Source organism: Corynebacterium gottingense (assembly GCF_003693265.1).
Taxonomy (GTDB): Bacteria; Actinomycetota; Actinomycetes; order Mycobacteriales; family Mycobacteriaceae; genus Corynebacterium; species Corynebacterium gottingense.
In genome coordinates, this window is record NZ_RDRE01000002.1 from 178,182 (window position 1) to 202,816 (window position 24,635).

Here is a 24,635-nt window from a genome sequence, read left to right on the forward strand (position 1 = left end):
CTAGCTGCGCTGCTGCAGGAATTCAACATCCACGAACTCGCCCGGGCGCACCTGGAGCACGTCCTCGGGGATGCGAATCATGGCGTTGGCCTCGGCGAACCCGGCAAGCAGGTGCGCCGCGCTACCGTCGAGTGTGCCCAGCGACTCCACCAGGTACTCCCCCGTCTCCATGTCGCGCATGAGGCGCGCACGAATGTAGCCGCGGCGGCCCTTGATGGAATCAATGTGGCGCACCGAGCGGGCCTGTACCGTGCGGCGCGCGACGCTCGCCTTCCCAAGCGACTGCCGGATCGCCGGGCGCACCAGCGTCTCCGCAATCACCAACGCGCTGACCGGGTTGGACGGCAGCAGGAAGACGGGCGTACGCTCCTCGCCGAGCAGGCCGAAGCCTTGCACAGACCCGGGGTGCATGGCCACGCGCTGCGTGTCGAGCTCCCCCATCTCGCGCAGCACGTCCTGGATGACGTCCGCGCCCGAACCGCCAACGGCGCCGATCACGATGACTACTTCGGACCGCGCGATGTGCCCGGCGATGGTCTCGCGCAGGCGGCGCGGCTCCGCGTTGACGATGCCCGCGCGCACCACGTCCGCGCCGGCCTCCTCGGCGGCGGCTGCAACGGTGTACGACGCGACGTCGTACACCTGCCCAAGGCCCGGGTCGCGGTCTACGTCCACCAGCTCGAGGCCGTAGCTCATCACGGTCACGCGCGGGCGCGGGTAGACCAGCACCTTCTCGCGCCCCGCGGCGGCCACGAGCCCGATCTGCGCCGGCCCGAGCACCGAGCCCTGGCGCACGGCGATGTCCCCCGGCTGGATGTCCGAGCCGGGTTTGCGGACAAAGTCGCCGGTGCGCACGGCGCGCGACGGGGTGACGCGCTTGCGCCCCCGGTCACTCCATTCCAGCGGGAGGACGGCGTCCGCGAGCGTTGGCAGCGGCGCGCCGGTGGCAACGCGCACGGCCTGGCGCGGCTGGAGGCGAAGCGGCTTCTGCGAGCCCGCCGCGACCTCCCCCACCACGGGCAGCGTGCGGTCGCGGTGCGGTGTGCGGCGTTCCGTAGTCTCCCCGCCGTCCTGCTCCTCCGGGGGCTCCGCGGCGAGGCGCAGGCCCGCGGTGCCGCCCACGTCCACGGAGCGCACGGCGTAGCCGTCAACCGCTGCCTGTGAAAAGCTGGGCAACGGGGCGGTTGCGGCGATTTCCTCGGCGCACATGAGGCCGAGGGCATCAAGGATTCCGACGCGGATCGGCTCAGGCGTCACCGCCGCGTCTACCACCATTGCTTGCTGGTCTTCAACGCTGCGCATTGGACCAATCCTAGTGGGAACTAGCGGACAATATCGGGATTCTCCGCTTCGAAGTCGCTGATAATCTGCTTCAGCGCCGTGTACAAGGCCGGACCATACTTCTCGTTGTGCAGCCCAAAGTCCACATTCGCCGGGATGTAACCACCCGGATTGCCCAAATCGTGGCGCTTCCCGTCATGCACCACCACGTGCACCGGGTGGCCCTCCGTGATCATCAGCTCGATCGCATCAGTCAGCTGCAACTCACCACCCTTGCCCGGCTCGATCCGACGCAACGCGTCAAAAATCGCCCGATCCAGCAGGTAGCGACCCGTGGCCACCAACGTCGACGGCGCATCCTCCACCGCAGGCTTTTCCACCATGCCACGCACACGCTTGACCTCAACACCATCAACCTCGGTGTCCACCTCCTCAACGTTAAACACGCCGTAGTTGAACACCTCCTCACGGCTGACGTTAAACGCGCACAACACCGAGCCACCAAGCTCCTGGCGCACCTTGACCATCTTCTCCATCACACCCGCCGGCAACACCAAATCATCCGGCAGCATGACAGCGACAACGTCCTCGTCATCATCCAGCGCGTCCTCCGCACACCCCACGGCGTGCCCCAACCCCAGCGGCTTATCCTGCGTCACCGAAATCGCATCAATCAGCTCACCAGCGCGGGCGACCTTTGCCACCTGCTCGTCCTTACCGCGCGCAGCAAGCGTTTCGCGCAGCGTGGAAAACTCGCCGAAGTGAGCCATGATCTCCTCCTTCTGAGGAGCCACCACCACCGCCAAGCGCTGCGCACCCAGCTGGGCCGCCTCCTCCGCGATCAGCTCAATACCGGGAGTATCCACCACCGGCAAAAGCTCCTTCGGCACCGTCTTCGTCGCCGGCAGAAAACGAGTACCCATACCCGCCGCCGGCACGACAACCGTCTTCACCGCACCATGGGAAGGCACGGATGATACTTCGTTAGAATTCCGCATAAATGTCGAGCCTACATGGCCAGTTGCTGCTATTTTGCTCCGACCCACGTTCTCCGCCCAACCCGAAGGGGGCCACCATGCCAACGCCAACCGAGGACAAGCGAGCCCTGCGCGCCCGCCACACCGAATTCCGCCGCCGGCTCCGCCACGACCCCGCCCGCAAGACAGCGCTCGACGCGGCGATCCTGACCAACGCTGTTGCCTGCATCGACGCGTTCGGCGCACGTGGCGCCAACATCTCCGCCTACAATCCGCTCCCCACCGAGCCAGGCCCGGCAGACTTCGCCGCGCAGCTGCGCCGCCACGCGCGGAGCGTCTTCGTCCCAATCTCGCTGCCGGACTGTGTGCTGGCGTGGTCGCTGGCGGACGGGGCGACGCAGCCCGGCGCGCTCGGCGTCGCGGAACCGACCGGTGCCCGGTTCAACTCCCGCGTCCTCTCCTCCTGCGCGCTGCTCCTGGTTCCCGCGCTGGCCGTCGATGCCCGGGGGATGCGGCTGGGCAAGGGCGCCGGCTATTACGACCGGGCGCTCGCTGGGCTGGACGTGCCCACGGCGGCGGTGCTCTACGACGAGGAGGTCGTCGACGCTGTCCCCCACGACGCGCACGACGTCCCCGTGCGCGCGATCATCACGCCGCGCGGGTGGCGGGCAATTTCGGTGTAGAGGGAACCGCCGCGCGTCCGGCTGCGTCTAATATGCATGGACCTCTCGCAACGACTCACTGGACTCGCCCACCGCCTGCGCACCCCGGGCTATCGACGCTCCGTGCTCCTCCGACGCGCGCTCGCCGCCGCACTCGTCTGCGCCGCAGGCCTCAGCGCGCTGCTCAACGCGTCCCGCGCCGACCCCCTGGTTGTCACCTTCGCCCGCCCCGTCGCCGCGGGCGCCCGCGTCACCGATGAGGACCTGCAGCTGCAGCGGGTGCCCGAACGCGTCGTCCCGGAGGGCGCGCTGCGGGAGCAGTCCCTGGCCAGCGGGCACATCCTCGCCGCGGGCGCCGCGCCCGGCGAGGTGGTCACCTCCACCCGGCTCGTCGGCCCCGACCTGGTGAGCGAGCTCGTTGCGGGCCAGCCGGAAGGAGAGCCGTTCACCATGGTGCCGGTGGCGCTCGCGGAGCCGGACATCCTGCCCATGCTGCACCACGGCGCCGTCGTGGACGTGATCGCGGAGGGGCCGACGACGGTCGCCTCCGGCGGGCGCATTGTCACCGTTGGCGAAGAGGGCACGGTGCTCGTGCTGATGCGGCGGTCGCAGGCGTCGGCGGTGGCGGCGGCGTCGTTAAGCATGCCCCTCGCCGTTGTTTTGGCCTCTGCTGGCACGCCGGCATAAACTGCGTATCCTTGACACCTGCCATGCGCACGCATGGCGGTGCCGTTTCTTCCCCCACTACGCAATGCTCTTGCAAAGGAGTGCATGTTTCATGCTGAAAGGTTTCCGCGATTATATTCTGCGCGGCAACGTCATCGATCTGGCCGTCGGTGTTGTCATCGGCGCCGCCTTCACCGGGCTGGTCACGGCGTTCTCTGACGCCATCATCAACCCGCTGCTCAACATCTTCGGCGACGCCGAGGTGGGCGAAGGCTGGAAGATTCCGGTCATCCCGGGCCGCCCCGAGACCGCCCTCGACCTGGGCATGCTGGTCTCCGCCGCGATCAACTTCCTGCTCATCGCCGCGGTGGTCTACTTCCTCATCGTCGCGCCGATGAACAAGCTCAATGAGATGCAGAAGCGAAAGCGGGGCATCCCCGAAGACGTCGCTGCCCCGACCGAAACGGAGCTGCTCACTGAGATCCGCGACCTGCTCGCCGGCCAGTCCCCGGAGCAGGCAGGCAGCACCACCCCGCCCGCGACCAGCAACTAGTCCCCACCGTGGTGGGGCGGGCGCTCGTAGTCGTAGAACTCCCGCCCCGTCAGCTCCGCGGCCGGGTCGCCGTCTTCCTCAAAGGACACCGCGCGTTCGCCATCGCCCCCGGCCCCCGTGAACGGCGCGTCCGCCGTGCGGTCGTAGTCCACGTCCGCGACGCGCCGCGCCCTTCGCCGCTGCCGCGTCATTTCTGCACGGTGTAGCTGTTGAGCTCCGAGATCAGGTGGTCCACCAGCGGCGCGATGGTGGCCACGCCGTCACGAATCGCCTGCCGGCTCGGAGCCAGGTTGACCACCACTGTGGAGCCGGACACACCACAGATGCCGCGGGAGGTGCACGCGTCGACGGCGCCGCAGGCCTGGCCGGAGGAGCGAACCGCCTGCGAGACGCCCGGCACCAGCTTGTCAATCACCGCGCGCGTGGCCTCCGGCGCCTTGTCGCGCGGGCCGACCCCGGTCGCGCCGACGGTGAGCACGAGGTCGACGCCGCCGACCACACCGGTCTCAATCACCTTGCGGATTTCGGACTTCTTCGACTTGGTGCGCACCACGCCATCGACGTGGTAGCCGTACTCGCCCAGCAACTCCGCGACCATCTCGTGCGTGTTGTCGCCGGGGGCCTCGTAGCGGTGATCACCGATGAGCACGATGATGGCCCGGGACGGGGCGGGAGTGTCCTCCGCGAGCTCGGTGGCCCGCAAAAACGCGTCGTCCGGCTCCACGTTTTCCAGCGCATCAAGTGTTGTGGACATGTGCCTTCTTTCCCTCTCTCGCTTCGACGTTGTTCCGGCCCCGCGACCGGAGGAGTGTCCTTTAACTTACTCGGAACTCAGCGTCACATCTACGGAAACGGGAGCCTCCTCCCCCTCCCGCCGGATCTGCAGGGTGACCGTCTCGCCGAAGTCGTGGGAACGCGTCGCCGCGATGAGCGCGTCGGCGGAATCGATCAGCCGGTCGCCCACTTTGGTGATCACGTCGCCCCTACGCACGCCAGCCTGCTCCGCCGGGCTATTCGGCTCCACGCCGGCGACGACGGCGCCGTCGTCGCCCATGTCCATGGCGCTGACTCGCACGCCCAGCATCGGCTGAGAGGCGCTGCCCTTGTCAATCAGCTGCTGCGCCACGCGCTTGGCAAAGTTGGACGGGATTGCAAAGCCCAGGCCGATGGAGCCGCCCTGCGATTCCTGCCCGTAGCCGCCCGCAGACAGCGACGCAATCACGGAGTTCATCCCGATGAGGTTGCCGTGCATGTCCACCAGCGGTCCGCCCGAGTTACCGGGGTTAATCGCGGCGTCCGTCTGGATGCCGTCCATCAGCGAGCTCTCGCCACCGCCTTGCGACGCCCGCACCGGTCGGTTCAGCGCCGAGACGATACCGCTGGTCACCGTCGCGGACAGGCCCAGCGGAGAGCCGACGGCCACCACCTCCTGGCCGACGGCGAGCTGGTCGGAGTCGCCGAACTGCATCGTCGGCAGGTCCTTCACACCCTCAATCTTGATCACGCCGACGTCGGTGTTCACGTCGCTGGCCACGAAGGTGGCGTCGTGGCGCGAACCGTCATTCAGCGTGACCTGGATCTGGGACTGCGAGCTCGCCGCATCGGCGATCACGTGGTGGTTCGTCAGCACGTAGCCGTCCGAGGAGATAATGGAGCCGGAGCCTTCCGCCGACGCACGCGGCGTCTGCACCACGATCGAGACCACGGCGGGCAGGACCTGCGACGCCACGTCTTCGACCGAGCCCTTCGGCGCCGCGTGTGCCTCCCCCTGGTCGTTCTGCTGGTCGTTCTGCGGAGCCGGGGCTGCCGGCGCCTCCAGGGCGCTGTACGAGCTCTCCTCACCGTCGTTGGTTTTGCTCACCACGTACCCGGAGCTAGCGCCACCGACAAGCGCGGCGACGAGGGCGGTGGCGATGACGGTCCCCGCCCCGAAACGACGCTTCTCGCGAGCCCCCTCCGGCGCGCTTGGCACCTGGTCGACGTGGTACACGGTCGGCTGGCCCTGGCGCGTCTCGGTCAGTGCGGGAGATGTATCTGTGTTGCTGGTAACACGATCCGAGCCGCCGCTCGCTGCGCGACGGGGGTTGCGTGGATCCTCTGGAAAAGTCATGGAGGTAATTATCAACCTTTCTGCTGGAGCCAGTCTTGATGCCTGAACAGACTCCACCTAAAGTTATCTGAACGTTCCCTGTGCGCTGTGCACTGGTGCAATGCCGCTTATCGACGAAACCCCGCCCGGTGAGATCCCTCCCACCAAGCGGGGCAACGCGACCGTGCGCACACGCGCTTGCTAGTCCTCCGCGGGCGGGCGCCACCCCGGGAACACAACACGCATGCGGGTGCCCCCGTCGTCGGATTCCTCGACGAAGATCTGGGCGTCGTGGCGGTCGAGTACCTGTTTCACAATCGCCAGCCCCAGGCCCGAGCCCGGCATCGCGCGCGACTCCGGGGCGCGGTAGAACCGTTCGAAGACGCGGGCGCGCTCCTTCGGCGCAATGCCGGGGCCGGAATCGTCGACAATCAGCACCGCCTTCGTCGTGGCCGCCTTGAGCGAGATGCGGACGGTGCCGCCGTCCGGGGACCACTTGGCGGCGTTGTCGATCAGGTTAATCGGCGCGCGCCCCATGGCGAAGTGGTCGCCCATGATGACCCACGGGTCGGCGTGGAACTGGAACGTGACGTCCGGGCGGCGGCGACGCACGCGGTCCAGCGCCTCCTCCAGGATCATGTCGAGACGGAGCTCAGTGAACTCCGTGTTGGGAGAGTCCTCGCGCGCAAGGTCGACGAGGTCTCCAATCAGCGTGGACATCTCCTCCATCTGCGCCAGCACGTCCCGCTCCAGGTTCTCGCGCTCCTCGGGCGAGATCATGTCCTGGTGGCCGGACTTGTACATCATCATGAACAGCTCAATGTTGGTGCGCATGGACGTCAGCGGCGTCTTCAGCTCATGGCCCGCGTCTGCGACGAGCTGCGTCTGTCGGGTACGCGAGTCCTGGAGCGTCTGGATCATCCGGTTGAACGAGCGGCTGATGTTCGCGAGCTCGTCGTCGCCCTCAACCGGGAGCGGCTTGAGCTCCTCGGTGCGGGTCACCTCGTCCACCGCTTTTTGCAGCCTGCGCAGTGGATACAAACCGGTCGCGGCGACAACGGACGCGACGGCCCATGCCATCGCAATGCCGAGGCACAGGATGACCAGCAGCGCCGCACCGGAGCTGCCCTGCAGCCGGCGCGAGGGATCCACCTGCTGGGCGAGCGCCACCGCAGAGCCGTCGTCCTTGCGGAGGACCAGGATGCGCTCCCCGCCCGCAGTACGGACCGAGATTTCTTCGCCGTCCGCTTCCCTGTGGAACGCCCCACCGATCGCGATCGCATCGCCGTAATAGCGATTGGACTGCGGCGGCGACACCGCTGCGTGGATCTGCGGGTTGAAGTACTTAAACGCCGCTATCTTCCCCTCAAGCTCATCGACGGGATGCCTTTCCACCTCGTCCATCAGCGCATCCGCCTTCACCCGGAGGTCGCTATCCATTGAATTCGTGATCGTCGTGGCGGCAGCCCAGAAGCTGACCAGGGCGGTGACCAAGATGGTGAAGGCGACCATCACGCCAGTCAGCACCACGAGCTGCTGGCGCAGAGAAAGTCCGAGCCCAAGGAACCGAGAGCCGCGGAAACCTGACGCCTCCGCGCCCCCCTGCTCGTCGATCCACGCGTCCTTATCGCGCTGGTAAGTCTCGGCTGATTGCCGAAGGATCACGGTGCAGTCTCCCGCAGCACGTAACCAACGCCTCGGACGGTGTGGATCAGGCGCGGCTCGCCCGCAGCCTCCGTCTTGCGCCGGAGGTAGCCGATGTACACCTCGAGCGCGTTGCCGGAGGTTGGGAAGTCGTAGCCCCACACCTCTTCCAGGATGGTCTGGCGGGTGAGCACGCGACGCGGGTTCTGCATCAGCAGGTGCAGCAGCGCGAACTCGGTGCGCGTCAGCGAGATGGTACGGGAGCCGCGCGTGACGTCTCGGGTCTCCGGGTTGAGCGTGAGGTCCTCGAACTTCAGCGCGGAGGACTCGTGGTCGCCGCCCTCGATGGAATCCGCGCGGGCACGGCGCAGCAGGGAGCGAACGCGGGCAAGGAGCTCTTCGAGCGCGAACGGCTTGGGAAGGTAGTCGTCGGCACCGGCATCCAGCCCCGCCACCCTGTCAGACACGCCGTCACGCGCCGTAAGCATCAGCACGGGCCGATCGTAGCCGGACGAACGCAGCGTACGGCACACGCCAAGCCCGTCAAGCTTAGGCATCATCACGTCAAGGATGGTCAGGTCCGGCTCTTCCGCGCGGATCAGATCCAGCGCCTCTTCGCCATCTTCCGCCAGGCACACCTCGTACCCGTTGAAGCGAAGAGAGCGCCGTAAGGATTCACGCACGGCCTGCTCATCATCGGCCACAAGAATTTTCATGTTTCTATTATGGCTTACTCGATGATTTTTGGTGCATAAGACCGCAAAAAAGCCGATTCCCCAGGTCAGGGAACCGGCTTCCGGTGGAGCTGCGTTTAGAACTGCTCCACGTCAATCAGGCCAGCCTGCGCGGCCTTGACCAGGCGACGCGGGATGCGAACTTCCTGGCCGTCGATCTTGACGGTCTGCAGTGCGGCGTTGTCAGCCTTCCACTGCGAGCGACGCATGCGGGTGTTTGCGCGGGACTTCTTAAACTTCGGGGTAGCCATTTCTCAATTCCTCCTTTACGCCTAGTTAGCGGACTTCTTCTTACGGCGAGCCATGCCACCGAAGCGCTGGTTGAACTTCTCAACGCGGCCAGCGGTGTCCATGAGGCGCTGTGCGCCGGTCCAGAACGGGTGGGACTCAGCGGTCACGTCGACAACGATGAGCGGGTACTCGTTGCCATCCTCCCACTGGTCGGTACGGTCGGAGGTCTTGGTGGAGCGAGTCAGGAACTTGTGGCCCGTGTTCGCGTCCTGGAAAATCACCGGGTGGTAATCCGGATGAATATCCTTCTTCATATACTTCGTCTCCCTCAGGATTGAACTTCAGGTCGTCTCCTCCGCGAGGATCGTGCCTGAGTTGGGTGCGAAAAACTGACATTACGCCCGGCTCCCGCCGGACAACTCGCACAAGCATACAGCTCAGGTCCCCCATTACCTAATCTCTGCATTTTGCTTCTCGACGCCCCGCCACCCCGCCGAGAACGTGGCGTCGTCAAGCATACTGCCCCCTTGCACGCACCGAATTAGGAAAACCGCAGCCCGGCATGTATCGTTGACTCTCGCTGTTGTCGAAGTACACGTATACGCCTACGTCAACCGATTGCACCAGACGCTCTCGCGGACCCTCACTCCGCTTTGCAGTGGCGTCATCCTCACTTGTGATCAGTGCGTGGGCGGCAGAAGAGAAAGAAGTCAACCCATGTCGGCACATTGCCAGGTCACGGGACGCGAGCCAAAGTTTGGCAAGACCGTCTCGCACTCGCACCGCCGCCACTCGCGCCGTTGGAACCCCAACGTGCAGAAGCGCCGGTTCTACCTGCCCTCCGAGGGCCGTACCATTACTCTGAACGTTTCTACCAAGGGTCTGAAGATCATCGACCGTGACGGCATCGAGTCCGTCGTGGCAAAGATCCGCGCACGAGGTGAGAAGATCTAATGGCACGTAACGATATTCGCCCGATCATCAAGCTGAAGAGCACCGCGGGCACTGGTTTTACCTACGTCACCCGCAAGAACAAGCGCAACAACCCGGATCGCATCACGCTGAAGAAGTACGACCCGGTTGTGCGCAAGCACGTCGAATTCCGCGAGGAGCGATAATCAATGGCTAAGAAGTCGAAGATCGCCAAGAACGAGAAGCGCAAGGAGATCGTTGCTCGTTACGCAGAGCGACGCAACGAGCTCAAGGCAATCATCCGCAACCCGGAGACCTCGGACGAGGACCGCCTGGACGCGCAGTTTGAGCTGAACCGCCAGCCCCGCGACGCTTCCCCGTCGCGCGTGCGCAACCGTGACTCTCGCGATGGCCGCCCCCGCGGCTACCTGCGTAAGTTCGGTGTGTCCCGTGTCCGTATGCGCGAGATGGCTCACCGCGGTGAGCTGCCTGGCGTCCGTAAGTCTTCGTGGTAAGGAGGAATTGACCAATGAAGCGCAATAACCAACGCAAGGCGCGCATGGAGCAGTCCCGCCGCCCGAAGAAGAACCCGCTCAAGGCCAAGGGCATTGAGAAGGTCGACTACAAGGATATTGAGACCCTGCGTCTGTTTATCTCTGACCGTCACAAGATCCGTTCCCGCCGCGTCACCGGCTTGACCCCGCAGCAGCAGCGTCAGGTTGCTACCGCCGTCAAGAACGCGCGCGAGATGGCTCTTCTGCCGTTCACCACCCGCTAACCAGCGGTTGACGTCAACAGCGTAGAGTTTTCGACCCAAAGCCTGCCCCGCCCGGATGTGATTCCGGTGCGGGGCAGGCTTTTTCATGCGCTGCCGCTACCTTTCTAACGATTGAAAGGCCGCGGCGTGCAGTAGACTAGGAACGCACACGCGTCGCTGCCTTCCCTGCAGACCGGCGCCGTTTTGAGAGGAGTAGTGGATGAGCGGAAACGTGGGTCGCCCCCGCAAGAACAGCCCCCGTCGTCGCGGCAAGACAGCCCGCGACGAAATCCTCGACGCATCCTCGGAACTGTTCACCCGCCGCGGCTTCTCCACCACGTCTACGCACCAGATCGCCGAGGCCGTGGGCATCCGCCAGGCGTCGCTGTACTACCACTTCCCCTCCAAGAACGACATCTTCCTCACCCTGCTCAAGGGCACGATCCAACCGGCGTTAGACCTCGCCTCGGACTTGGCGGAGTCGGACGCGTCGCCAGCGCTGAAGCTGTGGGCGCTGTGCGCCGCCGAGACGCGCATCCTGCTGTCTTCCAATTGGAACATCGGTCGCCTCTACCAGCTGCCGACGCTGGAATCGGAGGAGTTCGAGGAGTACCACGAGGCGCGCGCGAAGCTCGAGGGCATCTACCGCGACCTCGCGGCGCAAATCGTCGGCGATGACGACCCCCGCATCGAGCTTCCGTTCCACATGACGCTCGCCGCGATTGAGATGCGCGACAACACCGGTGTGGCGCCCTACCCGCTTGTCGACGATGCCCTACCCGCCCCCTCAGTCATGATCGCCGATGCCGTGCTCGACGTGCTCCACACCGAGCTCCCCGCCTGCCGCGGCGAGCGCACCCTCGAGCTGGTGGCGAAGGTGTCGGGGAATCCGGAGTAGCAGCGGGGCTTACGGCTGGCAGCGCGCCGCCGGCAGAAACTCGGTCCCCTCCCCCAACCGCTGCGCCATCGCGCTGAGCATCTGCTGCCCTGTGTCGTACGCGCCGTCCGCGGGAAACGCGGCGAGCGCGACGGGCGCGTAGCTCCCGTCCGTGCGCGGCACAAGCCCGAACTGTCGCACCTGATACATGCCTGCTGTGTCCGGGCCCCACCCGCCCTTGAACAGGGCCCCAAGCGTCCCCAGGCCGTAGGACTGGCCCGGGTCGACCTGCCCCATGAGCTGGAGCACCTGCCCGGCGCCAGCAATGCACGCGAGCGAGTCGGCGAGCTGCGCTTCATCGCTGACCGAGAGGGCGGTCTGGCCGAACGTGGAGAACTCCGGACGGGTCTTCGCCGTATTTACCGGCACGGTAAGGCCGGACTCGCTGAGCACCGCATCCACCGCGTCGGCACCGGCGGTGGCGTAGAGCCGTTCCGCAGCGGCGTTATCCGAGGCGGTGATGGCGGCGGCGACGTCGCCGGAGGCAGCGGGATCGGCGCGGAGCGCGGCGATCGCGATGGGCACCTTGATCGTCGACCACGCCGCGGTTGCCCCCTGCTCCCCTGACGCCACGACTCCGTTCGGCCCGGCGACGGCGGCACCGGCGGTGCCCCAGGCGGAGGCGGCCTGCACGGTGGCGTCGAGAAGCGACTGCGCGTCAGGGGCCGCGGCGCGGCGTTCTGTGGTGGACGGGGCGGGCGGAGGCGTAACGAACTCGGTGGACTTCACCACGACTGTCGGTGGTTCCTGCTGCGGCCCAGTCGGCACGGTACAGGACGACAAGGCGCAGGCGGACGCGGCGAGCGCAACGCCGAGCCGGAGAGGGACTACCAAATCCGGACCCTGGCGTTATTGCCGCCGGAGCAGTACACGGTGCTGCCGCCGCTGCACGACATGGTGTAGGTGTATCCCGTCCGCGGGCTGTACGCAGAGATCGTGACGTTCGTGCTGCCCGAATTGTTGTACGCGTCGACGAACGCGCTGTACACGTTCGCGGCAAACGGCCCGGTGGTCACCCCGGTATCGGCCGCGTAGTGCGAGTACGTGTGGCGCGCGGGCGCCGGGGCCGCCGGGGCGGGCTCCTCGGCCTGCTGCTGGGCGGGCGCCTCCCGCTGGAGCGTCTGGGTCTCCACATCCGTAATGGTCACCGGCTCACTCGAGCCGCTGAACGCCCCGGAACCAAACAGGTACGCAAGCACGCCCACTATCGCGGCGAGCAGGACCCCAATGATGGCGATGAGCCACGGGGTCCAGTTTCGGCGATTCTCCTCGTGGTACGGGTACTGCCCCTGGCCGTACGCCGGACCGTATTGCTGTGGTGGATATTGCTGCGGTGCGTATTGCTGCTGGGGCTGCTGCGGGTACTGGCCCGAGAACTGTACCGTCTCGGTGTCCGCGGCGGCCCACTGCTCCGTGCTGGGGTTCACGTCGCCTTGGCCGTACTTACTGCTCATTGTCGCGCCTTTCCCGAGGCGCGGGGGCGCGCCGAGGGTCATGTATGCAAATTGGGGGTTCTGGGAAATGATAAATCAACATCTGCCAAAATGTTGAAATTCACCGCGCATTTCCCTCACCGCCAGCTGGGTGCGCTACCGGCTCGTCGTCGGGCTGGTCTTGGTCGTCTTCGAGGCTTGTGACTTCTTCGTCTTGCTCGCCGTTGCAGTGCTTGTCGACGCCCCCGTGCCCGCCTTCGACGACGCCACAGCCGAGGACTTCTTCGACGTCTTTGAGGCTTTCGGTGTCTTCGACGTCTTCGGCGCCGTCGTGCTCGTCGGCGCGGGAGCCGGCGCCACCCTCGTCGTCGTCACCTCCGTGACCTGCGTCGACGTCACGACCATGGTGCTGGTAACACTCTCGGGTTGCTTCGCGCCCTGCGCGAGGCCACTCACCGAGGTGTAAAAGAGCGCCCCCATGATGAGCGCGGCCGCCCCGACCAGACCGCCGACGAGCCAGGTACCAACCGCCCCGCGGCGGTCGTCGTCCTGAGTCTCGTCCTGATATTCATCGACCTGCTGCGCGGGAAGGACCTGGGTAGGCGGGTCAACCTCCTGGTCACGCTCGTACTCGCGTTGTCGGTCGACCACGCACTACCGCCTTTCTTATTTCGGCCTGCAGAGTGTGCAGGTTTCACAAGAGGTTAGCAGCGCGCGGTGGGCAGGGTCCCGCGCATCCCGTCAAGGCCGCGTGCGAGTTCGCTGAGCATTTGGGTGCTCTCCGCGTAGCCGCCGTGGCTGAACGCGGTGATCGCCACGGCGACATCGCCGTTCGGGCCCGGGACCAGGCCGAACTGCCGGGCCACGTAGCCGTCCTCGTGCGTGTTCCAGCCGCCCTTGAAGCGGGCACCGCCAATCTGGCCAAGGCCCCAGCGCTGGTCCGGGGTGATCTGCCCCATGAGGTCCAGCACCGGCTCGTGGCCCGCGACGCAGCGCAGCCCGGAGGCAAACTGCGCCTGGCCGGAGGTGTTCCAGAGGGTATCCATCCCGTACGCCGCGGAGGTCGTCGTGGCGGAACCCGCCTGCTGGATCACCTTGACGGACTCGGCGCCAGGGACCTGGTTGTACATGCGGTAGGCGGCGTCGTTGTCGGAGACCGTGATGGCCAGGCGGGCGTCGTTGGCAAAGCCCGGGCTCTGGCGCAGGGCGGCGATGGCCAGCGGCACCTTCATGGTGGAAAACGCCGGGTAAGCGGCGTTGTCTCCGGCGGTGATCTGCGCGCCGTTGCCCGCGACCGAGACGGCGACGCGGCCGTTGTGGTGCCCCTCCACCGCGCGTACCAGCCCGTCAAGGGCCGCCTGGTGGTCAACGGCGGGCTGCGCGGCGGCGCCCGGCGCGTGGGACGGCTGCCCCGCCTGGCCGGGCTGCTTCGGCCGCAGCTGCGGCGGGACCTGTTGCTTGATGTTGTCGGGCAGGCCGTTGTAGGCCTGCACGTACGCATCGCCGATGACGGGGAGATCCTCCACCGCCGGCATCACCGGCAGGGAGATCCCCATGGCCATCAGCGCCGCGGTAATTTGCTTCGCCCACGGCTGCGAAGAAAGTTGCGAGGACACGAATCTGCGCTCCCTACGTCACGTTACTGCCGTTTATTTACGGCTGACCTTAAAAGTATACGTAGGATACCATTCTGTGCCCCGCAAATTAGTGAGCGAAGTGGCGAGTCCCCGTCAGGTACATCGTCACACCGGCCTCCTTGGCGGCGGCGATGACTTCCTCATCGCGGATGGAGCCACCCGGCTGCACCACAGCCTTCACGCCCGAGTCGGCGAGCAGCTGGAAACCGTCGGCGAAGGGGAAGAACGCGTCGGAGGCTGCCACGGCCCCGTTGGTGCGGTTCTTGCCCTCGTCCAGGGTGTTGGCGCGGTCGACGGCGAGCTTCGCCGAGTCGACGCGGTTGACCTGGCCCATGCCAATGCCTACCGACGCCCCCTGGGCCGCAATCAAGATCGCATTGGACTTCACGCAACGCACACTGCGCCAGGCAAACTCCAGGTCGGTCAGGGTCTGCTCGTCGGCGGCCTCGCCGGCGACCAGCTTCCAGTTCGAGGCGGCGTCCCCCTCAGCCTGGTAGGCGTCGCGGTCCTGCACCAGCCAGCCGCCGGAGATCTGCTTCCGCTCCTCGCCGGGCTGCTTCGGCTCGACCTGCAGGATGCGCAGGTTCTTCTTCTCCTGAAGCACCTCGATCGCCCCGTCCTCGTAGGACGGAGCCAGGATGACCTCGGTGAAGATCGGCTTGACCTGCTCCGCCATCTCGACGGTGACCTCGCGGTTCGCGGCGACGACGCCGCCGTACGCGGAGACCGGGTCGCAGGCGTGCGCCTTCGCGTGCGCGTCGGCAATAGAATCGTCCGACACCGCGACACCGCACGGGTTCGCGTGCTTAATGATGGCCACGCAGGGACGCTCGTGGTCCCAGGCCGCGCGCCACGCGGCGTCGGCGTCCTGGTAGTTGTTGTAGCTCATCTCCTTGCCACCGAACTGGGTGGCGTTGGCAATGCCCCAGCCCTCGTTGACCAGGCGGGCTGCCTGGTGCGGGTTCTCGCCGTAGCGCAGTGCGTCGCCCTCGGCAGCCCCCTCGGCGCCGAGCTGTTCGGCGAACCAGGAGGAAACGGCGGCGTCGTACTGCGCGGTGTGCGTGAACGCCTCGAGCGCGAGGCGCTTGCGGTCCTCCAGCTCGAAGCCGTCGCCCTTCACAGCATCAATGACGTCCGCGTAGCGGGACGGGTTGGTCACGACGGCGACGGACGGGTGGTTCTTCGCGGCGGCGCGCACCATGGAGGGGCCGCCGATGTCGATCTGCTCCACGCAGGCGTCGAAATCCGCCCCGGAGGCGACGGTCTCCTCGAACGGGTACAGGTTCACCACGACGAGCTGGAACGGCTCGATGCCCAGCTCCTTGAGCTGCTCGGCGTGGGCGTCCTTGCGCAGGTCCGCCAGGATGCCGGAGTGCACGCGCGGGTGCAGGGTCTTGACGCGCCCCTCGAGCACCTCGGGGAACCCGGTGAGCTCGGCGACCTCGGTGACGTTGACGCCGGCGTCGGCAATGCGCTTGGCAGTCGAGCCGGTGGAGACGATCTCCACGCCGGCCTCGCCGAGCGCGCGGGCGAGATCCTCCACGCCAGTCTTGTCGTACACGCTGATCAGCGCGCGCTTAATCTGAATTCCCATTGAACAGTACCTTCCCGTCGGAGATGGTGGCGCCGCGCAGCAGACCCACAATCTGCTCGCGCTCCGCCTGCTTGATTCGTTCGTGCAGAGTGGACTTCGTGTCGCCCTCCTGGATGCGCACCGCGCGCTGAGCGATGATCTCGCCGGTATCCATCCCAGCATCCACGTAGTGGACGGTGCAGCCGGTCACCTTCACGCCGTACTCCAGCGCGTCCTCGACGGCGTGCGCGCCCGGAAACGCGGGCAGCAAGGAGGGGTGAGTGTTAATTGTGCGCCCTTCAAACTCATCCAGGAACGCGCTGCCCAAGATACGCATAAAGCCCGCGGAAACGACCACGTCAGGCTGTGCCTTGGCCACGGTCGCCGCGAGCTCTCTATCCCAGGCAGCGCGATCATCGCCAACAGGCACGACCGCGGTGCGCACACCGGCGTTCTTCGCGCGCTCGATGCCGGGACATACTTGGTCCGCGACGACGAGATCGACGCGGTACGGGCTCTGGATGTCGTCCAAAATCGCCTTGAGCAGGCTGCCTGTGCCGGAAACCAGCACAGCAACGGACAATGATTGGCTACTCACGGGCCATAGCTTAGTCATCCTGCTTCGCACTGCGGAACACGGCAACCGCCCACACCAGCAAGCTCAGTACCGCGAGCCACCCGAGCAGGAGGACTCCCAGCTTCCACGCGGTGGGGCCGACGGTCCCGTAAGCACCGGCCTCGCCAGAGGTGAGCACGCCGAGGACCAGACCGATCACGCCGCCCCACACGCCCGTCGCACCCGCCTGCGCCAGCGTCGGCCGGACCTTCCAGAGCGACGCCAGGATGACGCCGGCCGGGATCAGCATGCACACCGGCGCCCACGCCGGCACGCTCTCCGGCACCGCGGCCAGCAGCGGCAGCGGCGGCAGCGCGACGTTGCCGGAGGCGAACAGCGAGGTGGACACCCCGGCGTAGTCGAAGGACCCGCCGAGCAGGACCGCCATCGACGTCACAGCAGCGTTGGGAAGGTAGAGCAGGCACAGCAGCGTCAGCCACAGCCCACCCGCGGCCCCGAGGTTGGGGTAAGCGGCGACCAGGTCACCGACCCGCTGGTAGTGCAGCGCCAGCACGACCAAGGCAACGACGCCGCCGGCGATTGCGAGGTTCCGGATGGCGTTGAGGGCGGTGAGCGCGGCGTCGATAAGCACTTCCGGCACCCCGCCTCGCTTGGCCAGCGCGCGCCACAGGACGGTCCGGAGGCCGAAACAGAAGCCGATGAAGTGCAGCGCTGGCGGCAGGAGCAGCGCTAACGCGGCAGGCGGGCTGCTGACCGGGTAGACCGCCGAGGCATCCGACACCATAAACAGGGCGATGCCGGACAGCGTGAGCGGGATGAGGAGAGTGAGCGCGAGCAGCACCCCCAGGTCGAGGATGCTCACCCGGTGGGCGGTCGCCGCGCGGACGCGAGCAGCCACGATGGCGATCGCGCCGAGCGCAGGCAGCAGCGGGACCGCACCGAGGGTCACGCCATCGAACTCGAACGGGACGCCGTGGCCGACCAGCCACGTCTCGCCGATAGCCATCGGGAGGTACGAAAGTGGCCAACCACCGATCAGCAGCACCGCGAAGCACAGCGCGATCGCGCCGAGCCCGAGTACCGCGTTGGGGACCAGCACGAAGCCAAGGTAGTGGCGGATGCGCTCGCTCCACGTCTGCGGGACCGCATCCGCCTTTTCTGGGCGGCCGCGCAGCTGCTGTGCGCGACGCGTCCGGTTGCCTTGTCGCAGCCGTTTGCGCTTCTCGACGCCTCCACGCGGCCGGCGAGCCTGCCCGCGCCCGTCGGCATCACTGTGCTCACTCGGCCCACTCGTCGCACTTGCTTCACTGTATTCTCGCTGTTCACGCAAGGTAACGCGCGGGCGGCTCCGCTGCGGCCTCGAGGAGGGCCCTGTTTGGGGGCTTGAATTGGTGCTCATCGTCGTTAACTTTGCCACTGAATTGCCGCTGCCCGATGTCCAACACTCCCCCGCGTACCCGCGCAGCGGCGGTAAAATACCCGGACGACTCCCAACAAAATGCAACGTCCTGGGCCCGCCCGGGCATGAGGCGCTACACGCTCGCGTGCGAGCGCATTTATGTAACGAATCAACAACCTGAAAACGATTAAGAAAATTTTAGAATCCAGCTTGCCATGCCGAGACCAATTCGTTACAGTGGCCTCTCGTAGATAACAGGAAGGTTACGATCCGCTACCGGGAAGGTTGCGGAACGCAGACCAACGGAACGCTTCAAAGAGGGCACATGTACAACGCATCGAAGCAGGGCGGCAAGCACCGCAAGCAGACCCCGAACAAGGGTCGCGTCGCCATGGTCGCCGTCACCACCGGCGCAGTCTCCACCGCCGGCCTCTCCGGCGCCGCCGCCGCAACCCTGGCCGCAGACGGCCCGCAGACCTCCAACGTTGACATCGAGCTGGCTGCGGACACCAACCAGCTTGTTGACGACGCCGTCGCCACCGCCGACGCCCTCGCCTCCTCCCCGCAGGTGCTGGCCATCTCCGAGTACAAGCCGGTCACCAACTTGACCGACCAGCTGGACAAGGCCGTTGCACACTCCGACGAGGTAGCAAAGGCCGACGAGGCCGCCCGCGCACCGCAGACCGTCAAGCCAGCAGAGGGCGCATTCACCTCCCCGTTCAGCCCGCGTTGGGGCTCCTTCCACTACGGCGTGGACATCGCAAACTCCCCGGGCACCCCGATCCTCGCCGTTATGGACGGCACCGTGATCGACTCCGGCCCGGCGCAGGGCTACGGCAACTGGATTCGCCTGCGCCACGATGACGGCTCCGTCTCCGTCTACGGCCACATGCAGACCCTCAACGTGGCAGTCGGCGAGCGCGTTCATGCCGGCCAGAACATCGCCGGCATGGGCAGCATGGGCTTCTCCACCGGCTCGCACCTGCACTTTGAGATCCACCCGGACGGCACCACGCCCGTCGACCCGGCCGCTTGGCTGGCAGAGCGCGGCATCTCGCTCTAAGACCTTCCTTCCCCTCTTGACGCCCCGGTTTTCCCGGGGCGTTTTGCGTTGCTGCGGCGTTCGCTGGGATCACGGGCCCGGCTCGGTGTGCCGTTGGGGTGCGCTTTGGCCTGTTTGACGAGAACGCGATGACGAAGACGCGGAATTTTCGTCGCACCCTCGTCATCCAGTCTTCGTCATGCAGGACGGGCCGTTTGGGGCGCGCCTTTTCCACCCCAGGCCAGGTCGGGCGTGGAGCATCCGCCCAGCTTCCAACCAAACCGACCCCCCATCCCCGGACTCCCCCTCAACTCGCGTCACTTTTGCAACAATTTTCACTCCAGTAACACCCGTGTTGACCTGCGCGGATGGCGAAAAATAACACAACCTTTCGACAAAAATGCACGTCAGAGCGTTGCTCACGGGGTGCCGGCGCGCTAAGTTTTAACGCGGTATACGCTCCCCTCAATGTAAAGGTTTGTCGCACATGCAACGTCGCCTGCTTGCCGCAGTCGCTGCCACGGCGCTTTCGCTCACCCTGCTGCCCGCCCCGGCATTCGCCGGCCCGGCCATCCAGATCAACGGCGCCCCGGTAGAAAACCAACAGGATGCGGTCAAGCACCTGGCCAAGGCCGCGGACACCATTTTGGAGTCCGGCGCCACCCTCACCGTCGGCGACTACAGCATTGTTTACGACCCCCGCGCGCTCGGCCAAGAGATCAGCAGCCAGTTCACCCCCGACAACGGCGAAGGCGGCGTGACCATGCAGCGCGGCCGCACCGCGGACGGCCGCACCGTGGTCACGCCGGCCACCGGTACGTTCACCTCCGGCTTCGGCATGCGCTGGGGCACCATGCACCGCGGCATCGACATCGCCAACAGCCTGGGCAGCCCGATCTACGCCGTGATGGACGGCACCGTGATCAACGCCGGACCTGCGCAGGGCTTTGGCAACTGGGTCATCATCCAGCACGACGGCGGCGAGGTATCCGTGTACGGCCACATGTCGCAGTACAACGTGTCCGTTGGCCAGCGCGTCACGGCGGGCGAGCAGATCGCTCAGATCGGCTCTGAGGGCCAGTCCACCGGCCCCCACCTCCACTTTGAGATCAAGCCCGACGGCGTGAACCAGGTCGACCCCGTCCCCTGGTTCGCCCAGCAGGGCATCCGGATCTCTTAGATCTTCTCCATCGGCAGCCCGCCGATGAGCATGAGCCGGACGGTGCCGGAGGAGCCGAAGTCCACCGTCACGGTCTCACGCACTCCCGCGCCGTCCACGGACTGGACGGTGCCGAGCCCGTACTTGGCGTGGTTGACCCGGTCGCCCGGCGCCAGGTTGAGGTTCTTGTGCACCTTCACCCCGCCGGAACCGGCCCCGCGACCCGAGCGCCGGCCCGAACCCGAGCGCCGGCCACCGCCGAGGGGCGCGGGCGAGCCCCAGGCGCCGGACGTGGCGGTACCGCTCGGCTCAGTCCTGCGCCAGTCGATGAGGTCCTCCGGGACTTCCGCGAGGAAGCGGCTGGCGGGATTGGTCACCGGGTTCCCCCACGAGGAGCGCAGCATCGCGCGCGTGAGGTACAGCCGCTGCTTGGCGCGGGTGATGCCCACATACGCCAGACGGCGCTCCTCGGCCAGTTCGTTCGGGTCCCCCAGCGCGCGCAGGTGCGGGAACTGCCCGTCCTCCCAGCCGGTGACAAAGACGGTGGGAAACTCCAGGCCCTTCGCGGTGTGCAGTGTCATCATGGTGACCACGCCCTGCTCGTTGTCCGGCAGCTGGTCCGCGTCCGCCACTAGAGAAACCTTTTCCAGGAACGCCTGCAGCGATCCCGGCGCGGGCTCGCCCTCCACCATCACGGCGTCGAGCTCCTCGTCCGACATGTAGGCGACCTGGTTGGCCGCCTCAGAGGAGAATTCGCGCGCGACGGAGACGAGCTCGTTGAGGTTGTCCAGGCGGGTCGCGTCCTGGGGGTCGTTCGACGCCTCCAGTTCCGCCTTGTACCCGGTCGCGTCCAAGATACGGGAGACGAGCTGGCCCAGTTCTGGCATGCCCGTGACCTCGTTGCGCAGCTCCGGCATCTCCTTGCGCAGTCCGTCCATAAGCTCTACGAACCCGCTGATCGCGTTCTTGGCGCGAGCTTTGATCATGTCGACGTCCCCCGACGCGGCGTCGATAAGCGCCTGCCCAAAGCTCACCCCCTGGTTCTCCGCGTGGAGCGCCACCATGGCCTGGGCCTTGTCGCCGATCGCGCGCTTGGGCACGTTGACGATGCGGCGCAGGCTGACCGTGTCATCGGGGTTGTCCAGAACTTTCATGTAGGCGACGATGTCGCGGATCTCGCGGCGCTCGTAGAAGCGCGTGCCGCCGACCACCTTGTACGGGATGCCGGAGCGGATGAAGATGTCCTCGAGCGCGCGGGAGGCGTTGTTGGTGCGGTACATGACCGCCATGTCGGAGTACGGGACGCCGGTGTCTGACAGCTGGTCAATCTCCGAGGCGATGAAGCGGGCCTCGTCGTGCTCGTTGTCCGCGACGTAGCCGACGATCTTCTCGCCCGCGCCGTGGTCGGTCCACAGCTTCTTCGGCCGGCGCCCCTCGTTCTGCGCGATCACCGAGTTGGCCGCGTTCAAAATGTTCTGGGTGGAGCGGTAGTTCTGCTCCAACAGGATGGTGCGCGCGTTGGGGTAGTCGCGCTCGAACTCCTCGATGTTACGGATCGTGGCGCCGCGGAACGCGTAGATCGACTGGTCCGAGTCGCCCACCACCGCGAGCTCCGGGGCGTCCGCACCCGTGCCGACGAGCGTGTGGATGAGCTCGTACTGCGCGTGGTTCGTGTCCTGGTACTCGTCCACCAGCACGTGGCGGAAGCGGCGGCGGTAGTACTCCGTGACCTGCGGGTGCTCCTTGAGAATGCGCACGACCTCCCCCACCAGGTCGTCAAAGTCCAGGGCGTTGGACTGGCGCAGGCGGCGCTGGTACTCCGCAAAGACCTTGGCCACGGTGGTCTCGAACGGGTTGTGGGTGCGCTCCGCGTCCGCTAACGCGGTGTCCGGGTCCACGAGCTCGTTCTTGAGATTGGAGATGCCGTTGGCCAGGGTGCGCGCGGAGAACTTCTTCAGGTCCAGGTTGAAGTCCTTGGCAATCATGGACAGCAAGCGGCGGGAATCGTCCGAGTCGTAGATGGTGAAGTTGGTGTTCATCCCCGGCACGAGCTGCGCCTGCTGGCGCAGGATGCGCACGCAGACCGAGTGGAACGTGGCCACCCACATGCGCTCCGACTCCGGGCCGACCAACTGGGCGACGCGCTCCTTCATTTCCGCGGCCGCCTTATTAGTAAAGGTGATGGCGAGCACCTGCCACGGCGCGACCCCGCGCTGCTGCAACAGGTAAGCAATGCGGCGGGTCAGCACGGCGGTCTTGCCGGAGCCTGCGCCGGCGACGATGAGCAGCGGCGAGCCCTCGTGCTGCACAGCCGCCTGCTGTTGCGGATTGAGTCCCAGGGTCAGATCAGTCATGCGGTTCAGAGTACCCACCGCCCCAACATCGCCCCGAGCCCGTTCGAACACCCTGGATAAAACGGTCCATATCCGCAGGTGCCGTGGCATAATGTCCTGCCATGAGCGATTTTGACATCCGCATGCCCTCTGGCACCGATGACCCGCTGTCGGACGCGGAGATTCAGCAGTACCGCAAGGAGATTGACCGGCTGGACCGGGTGATCCTGGACGCGGTGAAGCGCCGCTCCGAGGTCTCCCGCGCCATCGGCAAGACGCGGATGGGATCCGGCGGCACGAAGCTCGTGCACACCCGCGAGGTGGCAATCATTAACCAGTTCCGCGACGAGCTGGGCGAGGAAGGCCCAACCCTGGCCAACATCCTGCTGCGCCTGGGCCGCGGGAAGCTGGGCTAGGCACTCGCACCGCACTTTTGGCTACCGTGGGGTGAGAACGATTCGCACTTCCTTGGGAGGAATAATGACCGACATCACGTCCACGTCTGCCTGGAAAAACCTGGAAAAGCTGCACGCCGAGAAGTCGCAGACCACGCTGCGCGATCTCTTCGCCGCGGACAGCAACCGCGCGACAAACCTCACCTTCGAGGCGGCAGGCCTGCACGTGGACATGTCGAAGCAGCTTATCGACGCCTCCGTGCTCGACGCCCTGACCGCCCTCGCAGAGGAAGCGGGCCTGCAGGACAAGATCGGCCAGATGTTTGACGGCGCCCACATCAACAACACCGAGGATCGCGCAGTGCTCCACACCGCGCTGCGCCTGCCGGCCGAGGCGGACCTGGAGGTCGACGGCCAGGACGTCGCCGCCGACGTCCACGAGGTCCTCGGCCGCATGCGCGACTTCGCCTCCGCCCTGCGCTCCGGCGAGTGGCTCGGCCACACCGGCCACACCATCAAGAAGGTCGTGAACATTGGCATCGGCGGCTCGGACCTGGGTCCCGCGATGGCGACCAAGGCGCTGCGCGCCTACGCCACCGCAGGTATCACCGCGGAGTTCGTGTCCAACGTCGACCCGGCAGACATGGCCGCGGTGCTGGACCGCTGCAACGCGGAGGAGACCCTATTCATCATCGCCTCCAAGACGTTCACCACGCAGGAGACGCTGACCAACGCGCACGCGGCGAAGCGCTGGCTGCTCGAGCAGTTCGACGGCGACGAGTCCGCGATTGCCAAGCACTTCGTCGCCGTATCCACGAACAAGGAGAAGGTCGCCGAATTTGGCATCGACACGACCAACATGTTCGGCTTCTGGGACTGGGTTGGCGGCCGCTACTCGGTCGACTCCGCAATCGGCCTGAGCCTCATGGCCGTGATCGGCCCGATGGACTTCATGCGCCTGCTCGAGGGCTTCCACGCCATGGACGAGCACTTCCGCACCACCGAGCTGTCCAAGAACGTCCCGGCGCTGATGGGCCTGCTCAACGTCTGGTACCGCAACTTCTACGACGTCCAGACTCACGCCGTGCTCCCCTACTCCGAGGACCTCTCCCGCTTCCCGGCGTACCTGCAGCAGCTGACCATGGAGTCCAACGGCAAGTCGGTCCGCCACGACGGCTCCCCGGTCACCTACGACACCGGCGAGATCTTCTGGGGCGAGCCGGGCACCAACGGCCAGCACGCCTTCTTCCAGCTCCTGCACCAGGGCACCACGATGGTGCCCGCGGACTTCATCGGTTTTGCCACGCCGAAGGAGGACTTCCCCACCGCCGACGGCACCGGCTCCATGCACGACCTGCTGATGGGCAACTTCTTCGCCCAAACCAAGGTGCTCGCGTTTGGCAAGGACCAGCAGACCATCGAGGCGGAGGGCGTGAGCAACGAGCTGGCCCCGCACAAGGTCATGCCGGGCAACCGCCCCACCACCACGATCCTGGCCGAGGAACTCAGCCCGTTTACCCTGGGCGCGCTCATCGCGCTCTACGAGCACATCGTGTTCACCGAGGGCGTCATCTGGGACATCAACTCCTTCGACCAGTGGGGCGTTGAGCTGGGCAAGCAGCAGGCCAACGACCTCGCAGCCGC

Annotated in this window: 29 protein-coding genes; 12 read left to right on the forward strand and 17 right to left on the reverse strand. The window is 66.3% G+C overall.

All coding sequences use genetic code 11. The features are described from left to right. Positions 1 to 1,302 carry a molybdotransferase-like divisome protein Glp gene (gene glp, locus EAW56_RS02470; RefSeq protein WP_122084891.1) on the reverse strand — a complete coding sequence of 434 codons (1,302 nt, stop codon included), beginning with the start codon at positions 1,300 to 1,302 and terminating at the stop codon, positions 1 to 3. A 20-nt stretch (positions 1,303 to 1,322) separates the two neighbouring features. Further along, positions 1,323 to 2,279 carry a UTP--glucose-1-phosphate uridylyltransferase gene (locus tag EAW56_RS02475; protein ID WP_095545979.1) on the reverse strand — a complete coding sequence of 319 codons (957 nt, stop codon included), beginning with the start codon at positions 2,277 to 2,279 and terminating at the stop codon, positions 1,323 to 1,325. Positions 2,280 to 2,356: 77 nt separating this feature from the next. Between EAW56_RS02475 and EAW56_RS02480 the strand changes: the two genes are divergently transcribed. From EAW56_RS02480 to mscL, 3 genes are all read left to right on the forward strand, one after another. Continuing rightward, on the forward strand, positions 2,357 to 2,941 hold the full coding sequence (locus EAW56_RS02480; RefSeq protein ID WP_095545980.1) for a 5-formyltetrahydrofolate cyclo-ligase: 585 nt from the start codon (positions 2,357 to 2,359) through the stop codon (positions 2,939 to 2,941). 36 nt (positions 2,942 to 2,977) lie between these two features. After that, positions 2,978 to 3,607 (forward strand): SAF domain-containing protein, encoded by a 630-nt coding sequence (locus EAW56_RS02485; RefSeq protein WP_095535744.1) that lies wholly within the window; start codon positions 2,978 to 2,980, stop codon positions 3,605 to 3,607. A gap of 91 nt (positions 3,608 to 3,698) precedes the next feature. Further along, the gene (gene mscL, locus EAW56_RS02490) at positions 3,699 to 4,139 is read left to right on the forward strand and encodes a large conductance mechanosensitive channel protein MscL (protein WP_095545981.1); all 441 of its coding nucleotides are present in this window, start codon (positions 3,699 to 3,701) and stop codon (positions 4,137 to 4,139) included. On the opposite strand, the gene EAW56_RS12505 is transcribed toward mscL, so the two are convergent. The 7 genes from EAW56_RS12505 to EAW56_RS02520 all read right to left on the reverse strand — a co-directional run bounded on the left by EAW56_RS12505 (position 4,136) and on the right by EAW56_RS02520 (position 9,151). Then, positions 4,136 to 4,330: a hypothetical protein gene (locus EAW56_RS12505; RefSeq protein WP_133064050.1), complete on the reverse strand. Its 195-nt coding sequence runs from the start codon at positions 4,328 to 4,330 to the stop codon at positions 4,136 to 4,138. The two genes, mscL and EAW56_RS12505, sit on opposite strands and share 4 nt — an antisense overlap. Continuing rightward, entirely contained in the window at positions 4,327 to 4,893 is a 567-nt protein-coding gene (locus EAW56_RS02495; protein ID WP_095535746.1) for a MogA/MoaB family molybdenum cofactor biosynthesis protein, read from the reverse strand. The genes EAW56_RS12505 and EAW56_RS02495 overlap by 4 nt, the downstream gene beginning before the upstream one ends. A 66-nt stretch (positions 4,894 to 4,959) precedes the next feature. Continuing rightward, the gene (locus tag EAW56_RS02500; RefSeq protein WP_095553234.1) at positions 4,960 to 6,249 is read right to left on the reverse strand and encodes a S1C family serine protease; all 1,290 of its coding nucleotides are present in this window, start codon (positions 6,247 to 6,249) and stop codon (positions 4,960 to 4,962) included. Positions 6,250 to 6,429: 180 nt separating this feature from the next. Beyond that, entirely contained in the window at positions 6,430 to 7,893 is a 1,464-nt protein-coding gene (locus EAW56_RS02505) for a sensor histidine kinase (RefSeq protein ID WP_233125473.1), read from the reverse strand. Beyond that, on the reverse strand, positions 7,890 to 8,588 hold the full coding sequence (locus EAW56_RS02510) for a response regulator transcription factor (RefSeq protein WP_095535748.1): 699 nt from the start codon (positions 8,586 to 8,588) through the stop codon (positions 7,890 to 7,892). The genes EAW56_RS02505 and EAW56_RS02510 overlap by 4 nt, the downstream gene beginning before the upstream one ends. 95 nt (positions 8,589 to 8,683) lie before the next feature. Beyond that, entirely contained in the window at positions 8,684 to 8,857 is a 174-nt protein-coding gene (gene rpmF / locus EAW56_RS02515; protein ID WP_095277040.1) for a 50S ribosomal protein L32, read from the reverse strand. 21 nt (positions 8,858 to 8,878) lie between these two features. Continuing rightward, positions 8,879 to 9,151, reverse strand: a complete 273-nt coding sequence (locus EAW56_RS02520) for a type B 50S ribosomal protein L31 (protein ID WP_095277043.1) — start codon at positions 9,149 to 9,151, stop codon at positions 8,879 to 8,881. Between the two features lie 403 nt (positions 9,152 to 9,554). Here EAW56_RS02520 and rpmB point away from each other — a divergent pair, with 403 nt between their 5' ends. The 5 genes from rpmB to EAW56_RS02545 all read left to right on the forward strand — a co-directional run bounded on the left by rpmB (position 9,555) and on the right by EAW56_RS02545 (position 11,404). Further along, a complete protein-coding gene (rpmB, locus tag EAW56_RS02525; RefSeq protein ID WP_095277046.1) occupies positions 9,555 to 9,791 on the forward strand; it encodes a 50S ribosomal protein L28 in 237 nt (78 codons plus the stop codon). Next, a complete protein-coding gene (gene rpmG, locus EAW56_RS02530; RefSeq protein WP_006841072.1) occupies positions 9,791 to 9,955 on the forward strand; it encodes a 50S ribosomal protein L33 in 165 nt (54 codons plus the stop codon). The genes rpmB and rpmG overlap by 1 nt, the downstream gene beginning before the upstream one ends. A gap of 3 nt (positions 9,956 to 9,958) precedes the next feature. Then, entirely contained in the window at positions 9,959 to 10,264 is a 306-nt protein-coding gene (gene rpsN, locus EAW56_RS02535; RefSeq protein ID WP_095277048.1) for a 30S ribosomal protein S14, read from the forward strand. A gap of 14 nt (positions 10,265 to 10,278) precedes the next feature. Beyond that, the gene (rpsR, locus tag EAW56_RS02540) at positions 10,279 to 10,527 is read left to right on the forward strand and encodes a 30S ribosomal protein S18 (RefSeq protein ID WP_095277051.1); all 249 of its coding nucleotides are present in this window, start codon (positions 10,279 to 10,281) and stop codon (positions 10,525 to 10,527) included. Between the two features lie 199 nt (positions 10,528 to 10,726). Continuing rightward, positions 10,727 to 11,404, forward strand: a complete 678-nt coding sequence (locus EAW56_RS02545; RefSeq protein ID WP_095545985.1) for a TetR/AcrR family transcriptional regulator — start codon at positions 10,727 to 10,729, stop codon at positions 11,402 to 11,404. A gap of 9 nt (positions 11,405 to 11,413) precedes the next feature. On the opposite strand, the gene EAW56_RS02550 is transcribed toward EAW56_RS02545, so the two are convergent. The 7 genes from EAW56_RS02550 to EAW56_RS02580 all read right to left on the reverse strand — a co-directional run bounded on the left by EAW56_RS02550 (position 11,414) and on the right by EAW56_RS02580 (position 17,993). Then, complete coding sequence (locus EAW56_RS02550) at positions 11,414 to 12,277, reverse strand: hypothetical protein (RefSeq protein WP_244213327.1); 864 nt, start codon at positions 12,275 to 12,277, stop codon at positions 11,414 to 11,416. Continuing rightward, entirely contained in the window at positions 12,271 to 12,897 is a 627-nt protein-coding gene (locus EAW56_RS02555) for a hypothetical protein (protein WP_122084893.1), read from the reverse strand. Before EAW56_RS02555 ends, EAW56_RS02550 begins: the two co-directional genes overlap by 7 nt. Positions 12,898 to 13,032: 135 nt before the next feature. Then, a complete protein-coding gene (locus EAW56_RS12510) occupies positions 13,033 to 13,527 on the reverse strand; it encodes a hypothetical protein (protein WP_147453242.1) in 495 nt (164 codons plus the stop codon). A gap of 53 nt (positions 13,528 to 13,580) precedes the next feature. Next, complete coding sequence (locus EAW56_RS02565; RefSeq protein WP_095545987.1) at positions 13,581 to 14,492, reverse strand: serine hydrolase; 912 nt, start codon at positions 14,490 to 14,492, stop codon at positions 13,581 to 13,583. A gap of 88 nt (positions 14,493 to 14,580) precedes the next feature. Beyond that, the gene (gene purH, locus EAW56_RS02570; RefSeq protein ID WP_122084897.1) at positions 14,581 to 16,107 is read right to left on the reverse strand and encodes a bifunctional phosphoribosylaminoimidazolecarboxamide formyltransferase/IMP cyclohydrolase; all 1,527 of its coding nucleotides are present in this window, start codon (positions 16,105 to 16,107) and stop codon (positions 14,581 to 14,583) included. Beyond that, a complete protein-coding gene (gene purN, locus EAW56_RS02575; RefSeq protein WP_095535756.1) occupies positions 16,091 to 16,702 on the reverse strand; it encodes a phosphoribosylglycinamide formyltransferase in 612 nt (203 codons plus the stop codon). Before purN ends, purH begins: the two co-directional genes overlap by 17 nt. Then, entirely contained in the window at positions 16,695 to 17,993 is a 1,299-nt protein-coding gene (locus EAW56_RS02580; RefSeq protein WP_147453243.1) for a cell division protein PerM, read from the reverse strand. Before EAW56_RS02580 ends, purN begins: the two co-directional genes overlap by 8 nt. A gap of 394 nt (positions 17,994 to 18,387) precedes the next feature. On the opposite strand from EAW56_RS02580, the gene EAW56_RS02590 reads away from it, so the two are divergent. Next, positions 18,388 to 19,125 carry a M23 family metallopeptidase gene (locus EAW56_RS02590; RefSeq protein WP_095277076.1) on the forward strand — a complete coding sequence of 246 codons (738 nt, stop codon included), beginning with the start codon at positions 18,388 to 18,390 and terminating at the stop codon, positions 19,123 to 19,125. A gap of 466 nt (positions 19,126 to 19,591) precedes the next feature. Continuing rightward, entirely contained in the window at positions 19,592 to 20,284 is a 693-nt protein-coding gene (locus EAW56_RS02595; protein ID WP_122084900.1) for a M23 family metallopeptidase, read from the forward strand. Here EAW56_RS02595 and pcrA read toward each other — a convergent pair. Continuing rightward, a complete protein-coding gene (gene pcrA, locus EAW56_RS02600) occupies positions 20,281 to 22,617 on the reverse strand; it encodes a DNA helicase PcrA (protein ID WP_122084901.1) in 2,337 nt (778 codons plus the stop codon). The two genes, EAW56_RS02595 and pcrA, sit on opposite strands and share 4 nt — an antisense overlap. A gap of 101 nt (positions 22,618 to 22,718) precedes the next feature. On the opposite strand from pcrA, the gene EAW56_RS02605 reads away from it, so the two are divergent. Further along, on the forward strand, positions 22,719 to 23,012 hold the full coding sequence (locus tag EAW56_RS02605) for a chorismate mutase (protein ID WP_095277083.1): 294 nt from the start codon (positions 22,719 to 22,721) through the stop codon (positions 23,010 to 23,012). A gap of 64 nt (positions 23,013 to 23,076) precedes the next feature. Further along, positions 23,077 to 24,635 (forward strand): glucose-6-phosphate isomerase (gene pgi, locus EAW56_RS02610; RefSeq protein ID WP_122084903.1); only part of this gene is annotated, 1,559 nt, incomplete at its 3' end.

Bases quoted from the DNA above. Each gene is read 5' to 3' on its own strand.
- glp (WP_122084891.1), bottom strand. From the start codon at position 1,302: ATGCGCAGCGTTGAAGACCAGCAAGCAATGGTGGTAGACGCGGCGGTG.
- EAW56_RS02475 (WP_095545979.1), bottom strand. From the start codon at position 2,279: ATGCGGAATTCTAACGAAGTATCATCCGTGCCTTCCCATGGTGCGGTG.
- EAW56_RS02480 (WP_095545980.1), top strand. From the start codon at position 2,357: ATGCCAACGCCAACCGAGGACAAGCGAGCCCTGCGCGCCCGCCACACC.
- EAW56_RS02485 (WP_095535744.1), top strand. From the start codon at position 2,978: ATGGACCTCTCGCAACGACTCACTGGACTCGCCCACCGCCTGCGCACC.
- mscL (WP_095545981.1), top strand. From the start codon at position 3,699: ATGCTGAAAGGTTTCCGCGATTATATTCTGCGCGGCAACGTCATCGAT.
- EAW56_RS12505 (WP_133064050.1), bottom strand. From the start codon at position 4,330: ATGACGCGGCAGCGGCGAAGGGCGCGGCGCGTCGCGGACGTGGACTAC.
- EAW56_RS02495 (WP_095535746.1), bottom strand. From the start codon at position 4,893: ATGTCCACAACACTTGATGCGCTGGAAAACGTGGAGCCGGACGACGCG.
- EAW56_RS02500 (WP_095553234.1), bottom strand. From the start codon at position 6,249: ATGACTTTTCCAGAGGATCCACGCAACCCCCGTCGCGCAGCGAGCGGC.
- EAW56_RS02510 (WP_095535748.1), bottom strand. From the start codon at position 8,588: ATGAAAATTCTTGTGGCCGATGATGAGCAGGCCGTGCGTGAATCCTTA.
- rpmF (WP_095277040.1), bottom strand. From the start codon at position 8,857: ATGGCTACCCCGAAGTTTAAGAAGTCCCGCGCAAACACCCGCATGCGT.
- EAW56_RS02520 (WP_095277043.1), bottom strand. From the start codon at position 9,151: ATGAAGAAGGATATTCATCCGGATTACCACCCGGTGATTTTCCAGGAC.
- rpmB (WP_095277046.1), top strand. From the start codon at position 9,555: ATGTCGGCACATTGCCAGGTCACGGGACGCGAGCCAAAGTTTGGCAAG.
- rpmG (WP_006841072.1), top strand. From the start codon at position 9,791: ATGGCACGTAACGATATTCGCCCGATCATCAAGCTGAAGAGCACCGCG.
- rpsN (WP_095277048.1), top strand. From the start codon at position 9,959: ATGGCTAAGAAGTCGAAGATCGCCAAGAACGAGAAGCGCAAGGAGATC.
- rpsR (WP_095277051.1), top strand. From the start codon at position 10,279: ATGAAGCGCAATAACCAACGCAAGGCGCGCATGGAGCAGTCCCGCCGC.
- EAW56_RS02545 (WP_095545985.1), top strand. From the start codon at position 10,727: ATGAGCGGAAACGTGGGTCGCCCCCGCAAGAACAGCCCCCGTCGTCGC.
- EAW56_RS02555 (WP_122084893.1), bottom strand. From the start codon at position 12,897: ATGAGCAGTAAGTACGGCCAAGGCGACGTGAACCCCAGCACGGAGCAG.
- purH (WP_122084897.1), bottom strand. From the start codon at position 16,107: ATGGGAATTCAGATTAAGCGCGCGCTGATCAGCGTGTACGACAAGACT.
- purN (WP_095535756.1), bottom strand. From the start codon at position 16,702: ATGACTAAGCTATGGCCCGTGAGTAGCCAATCATTGTCCGTTGCTGTG.
- EAW56_RS02590 (WP_095277076.1), top strand. From the start codon at position 18,388: ATGTACAACGCATCGAAGCAGGGCGGCAAGCACCGCAAGCAGACCCCG.
- EAW56_RS02595 (WP_122084900.1), top strand. From the start codon at position 19,592: ATGCAACGTCGCCTGCTTGCCGCAGTCGCTGCCACGGCGCTTTCGCTC.
- pcrA (WP_122084901.1), bottom strand. From the start codon at position 22,617: ATGACTGATCTGACCCTGGGACTCAATCCGCAACAGCAGGCGGCTGTG.
- EAW56_RS02605 (WP_095277083.1), top strand. From the start codon at position 22,719: ATGAGCGATTTTGACATCCGCATGCCCTCTGGCACCGATGACCCGCTG.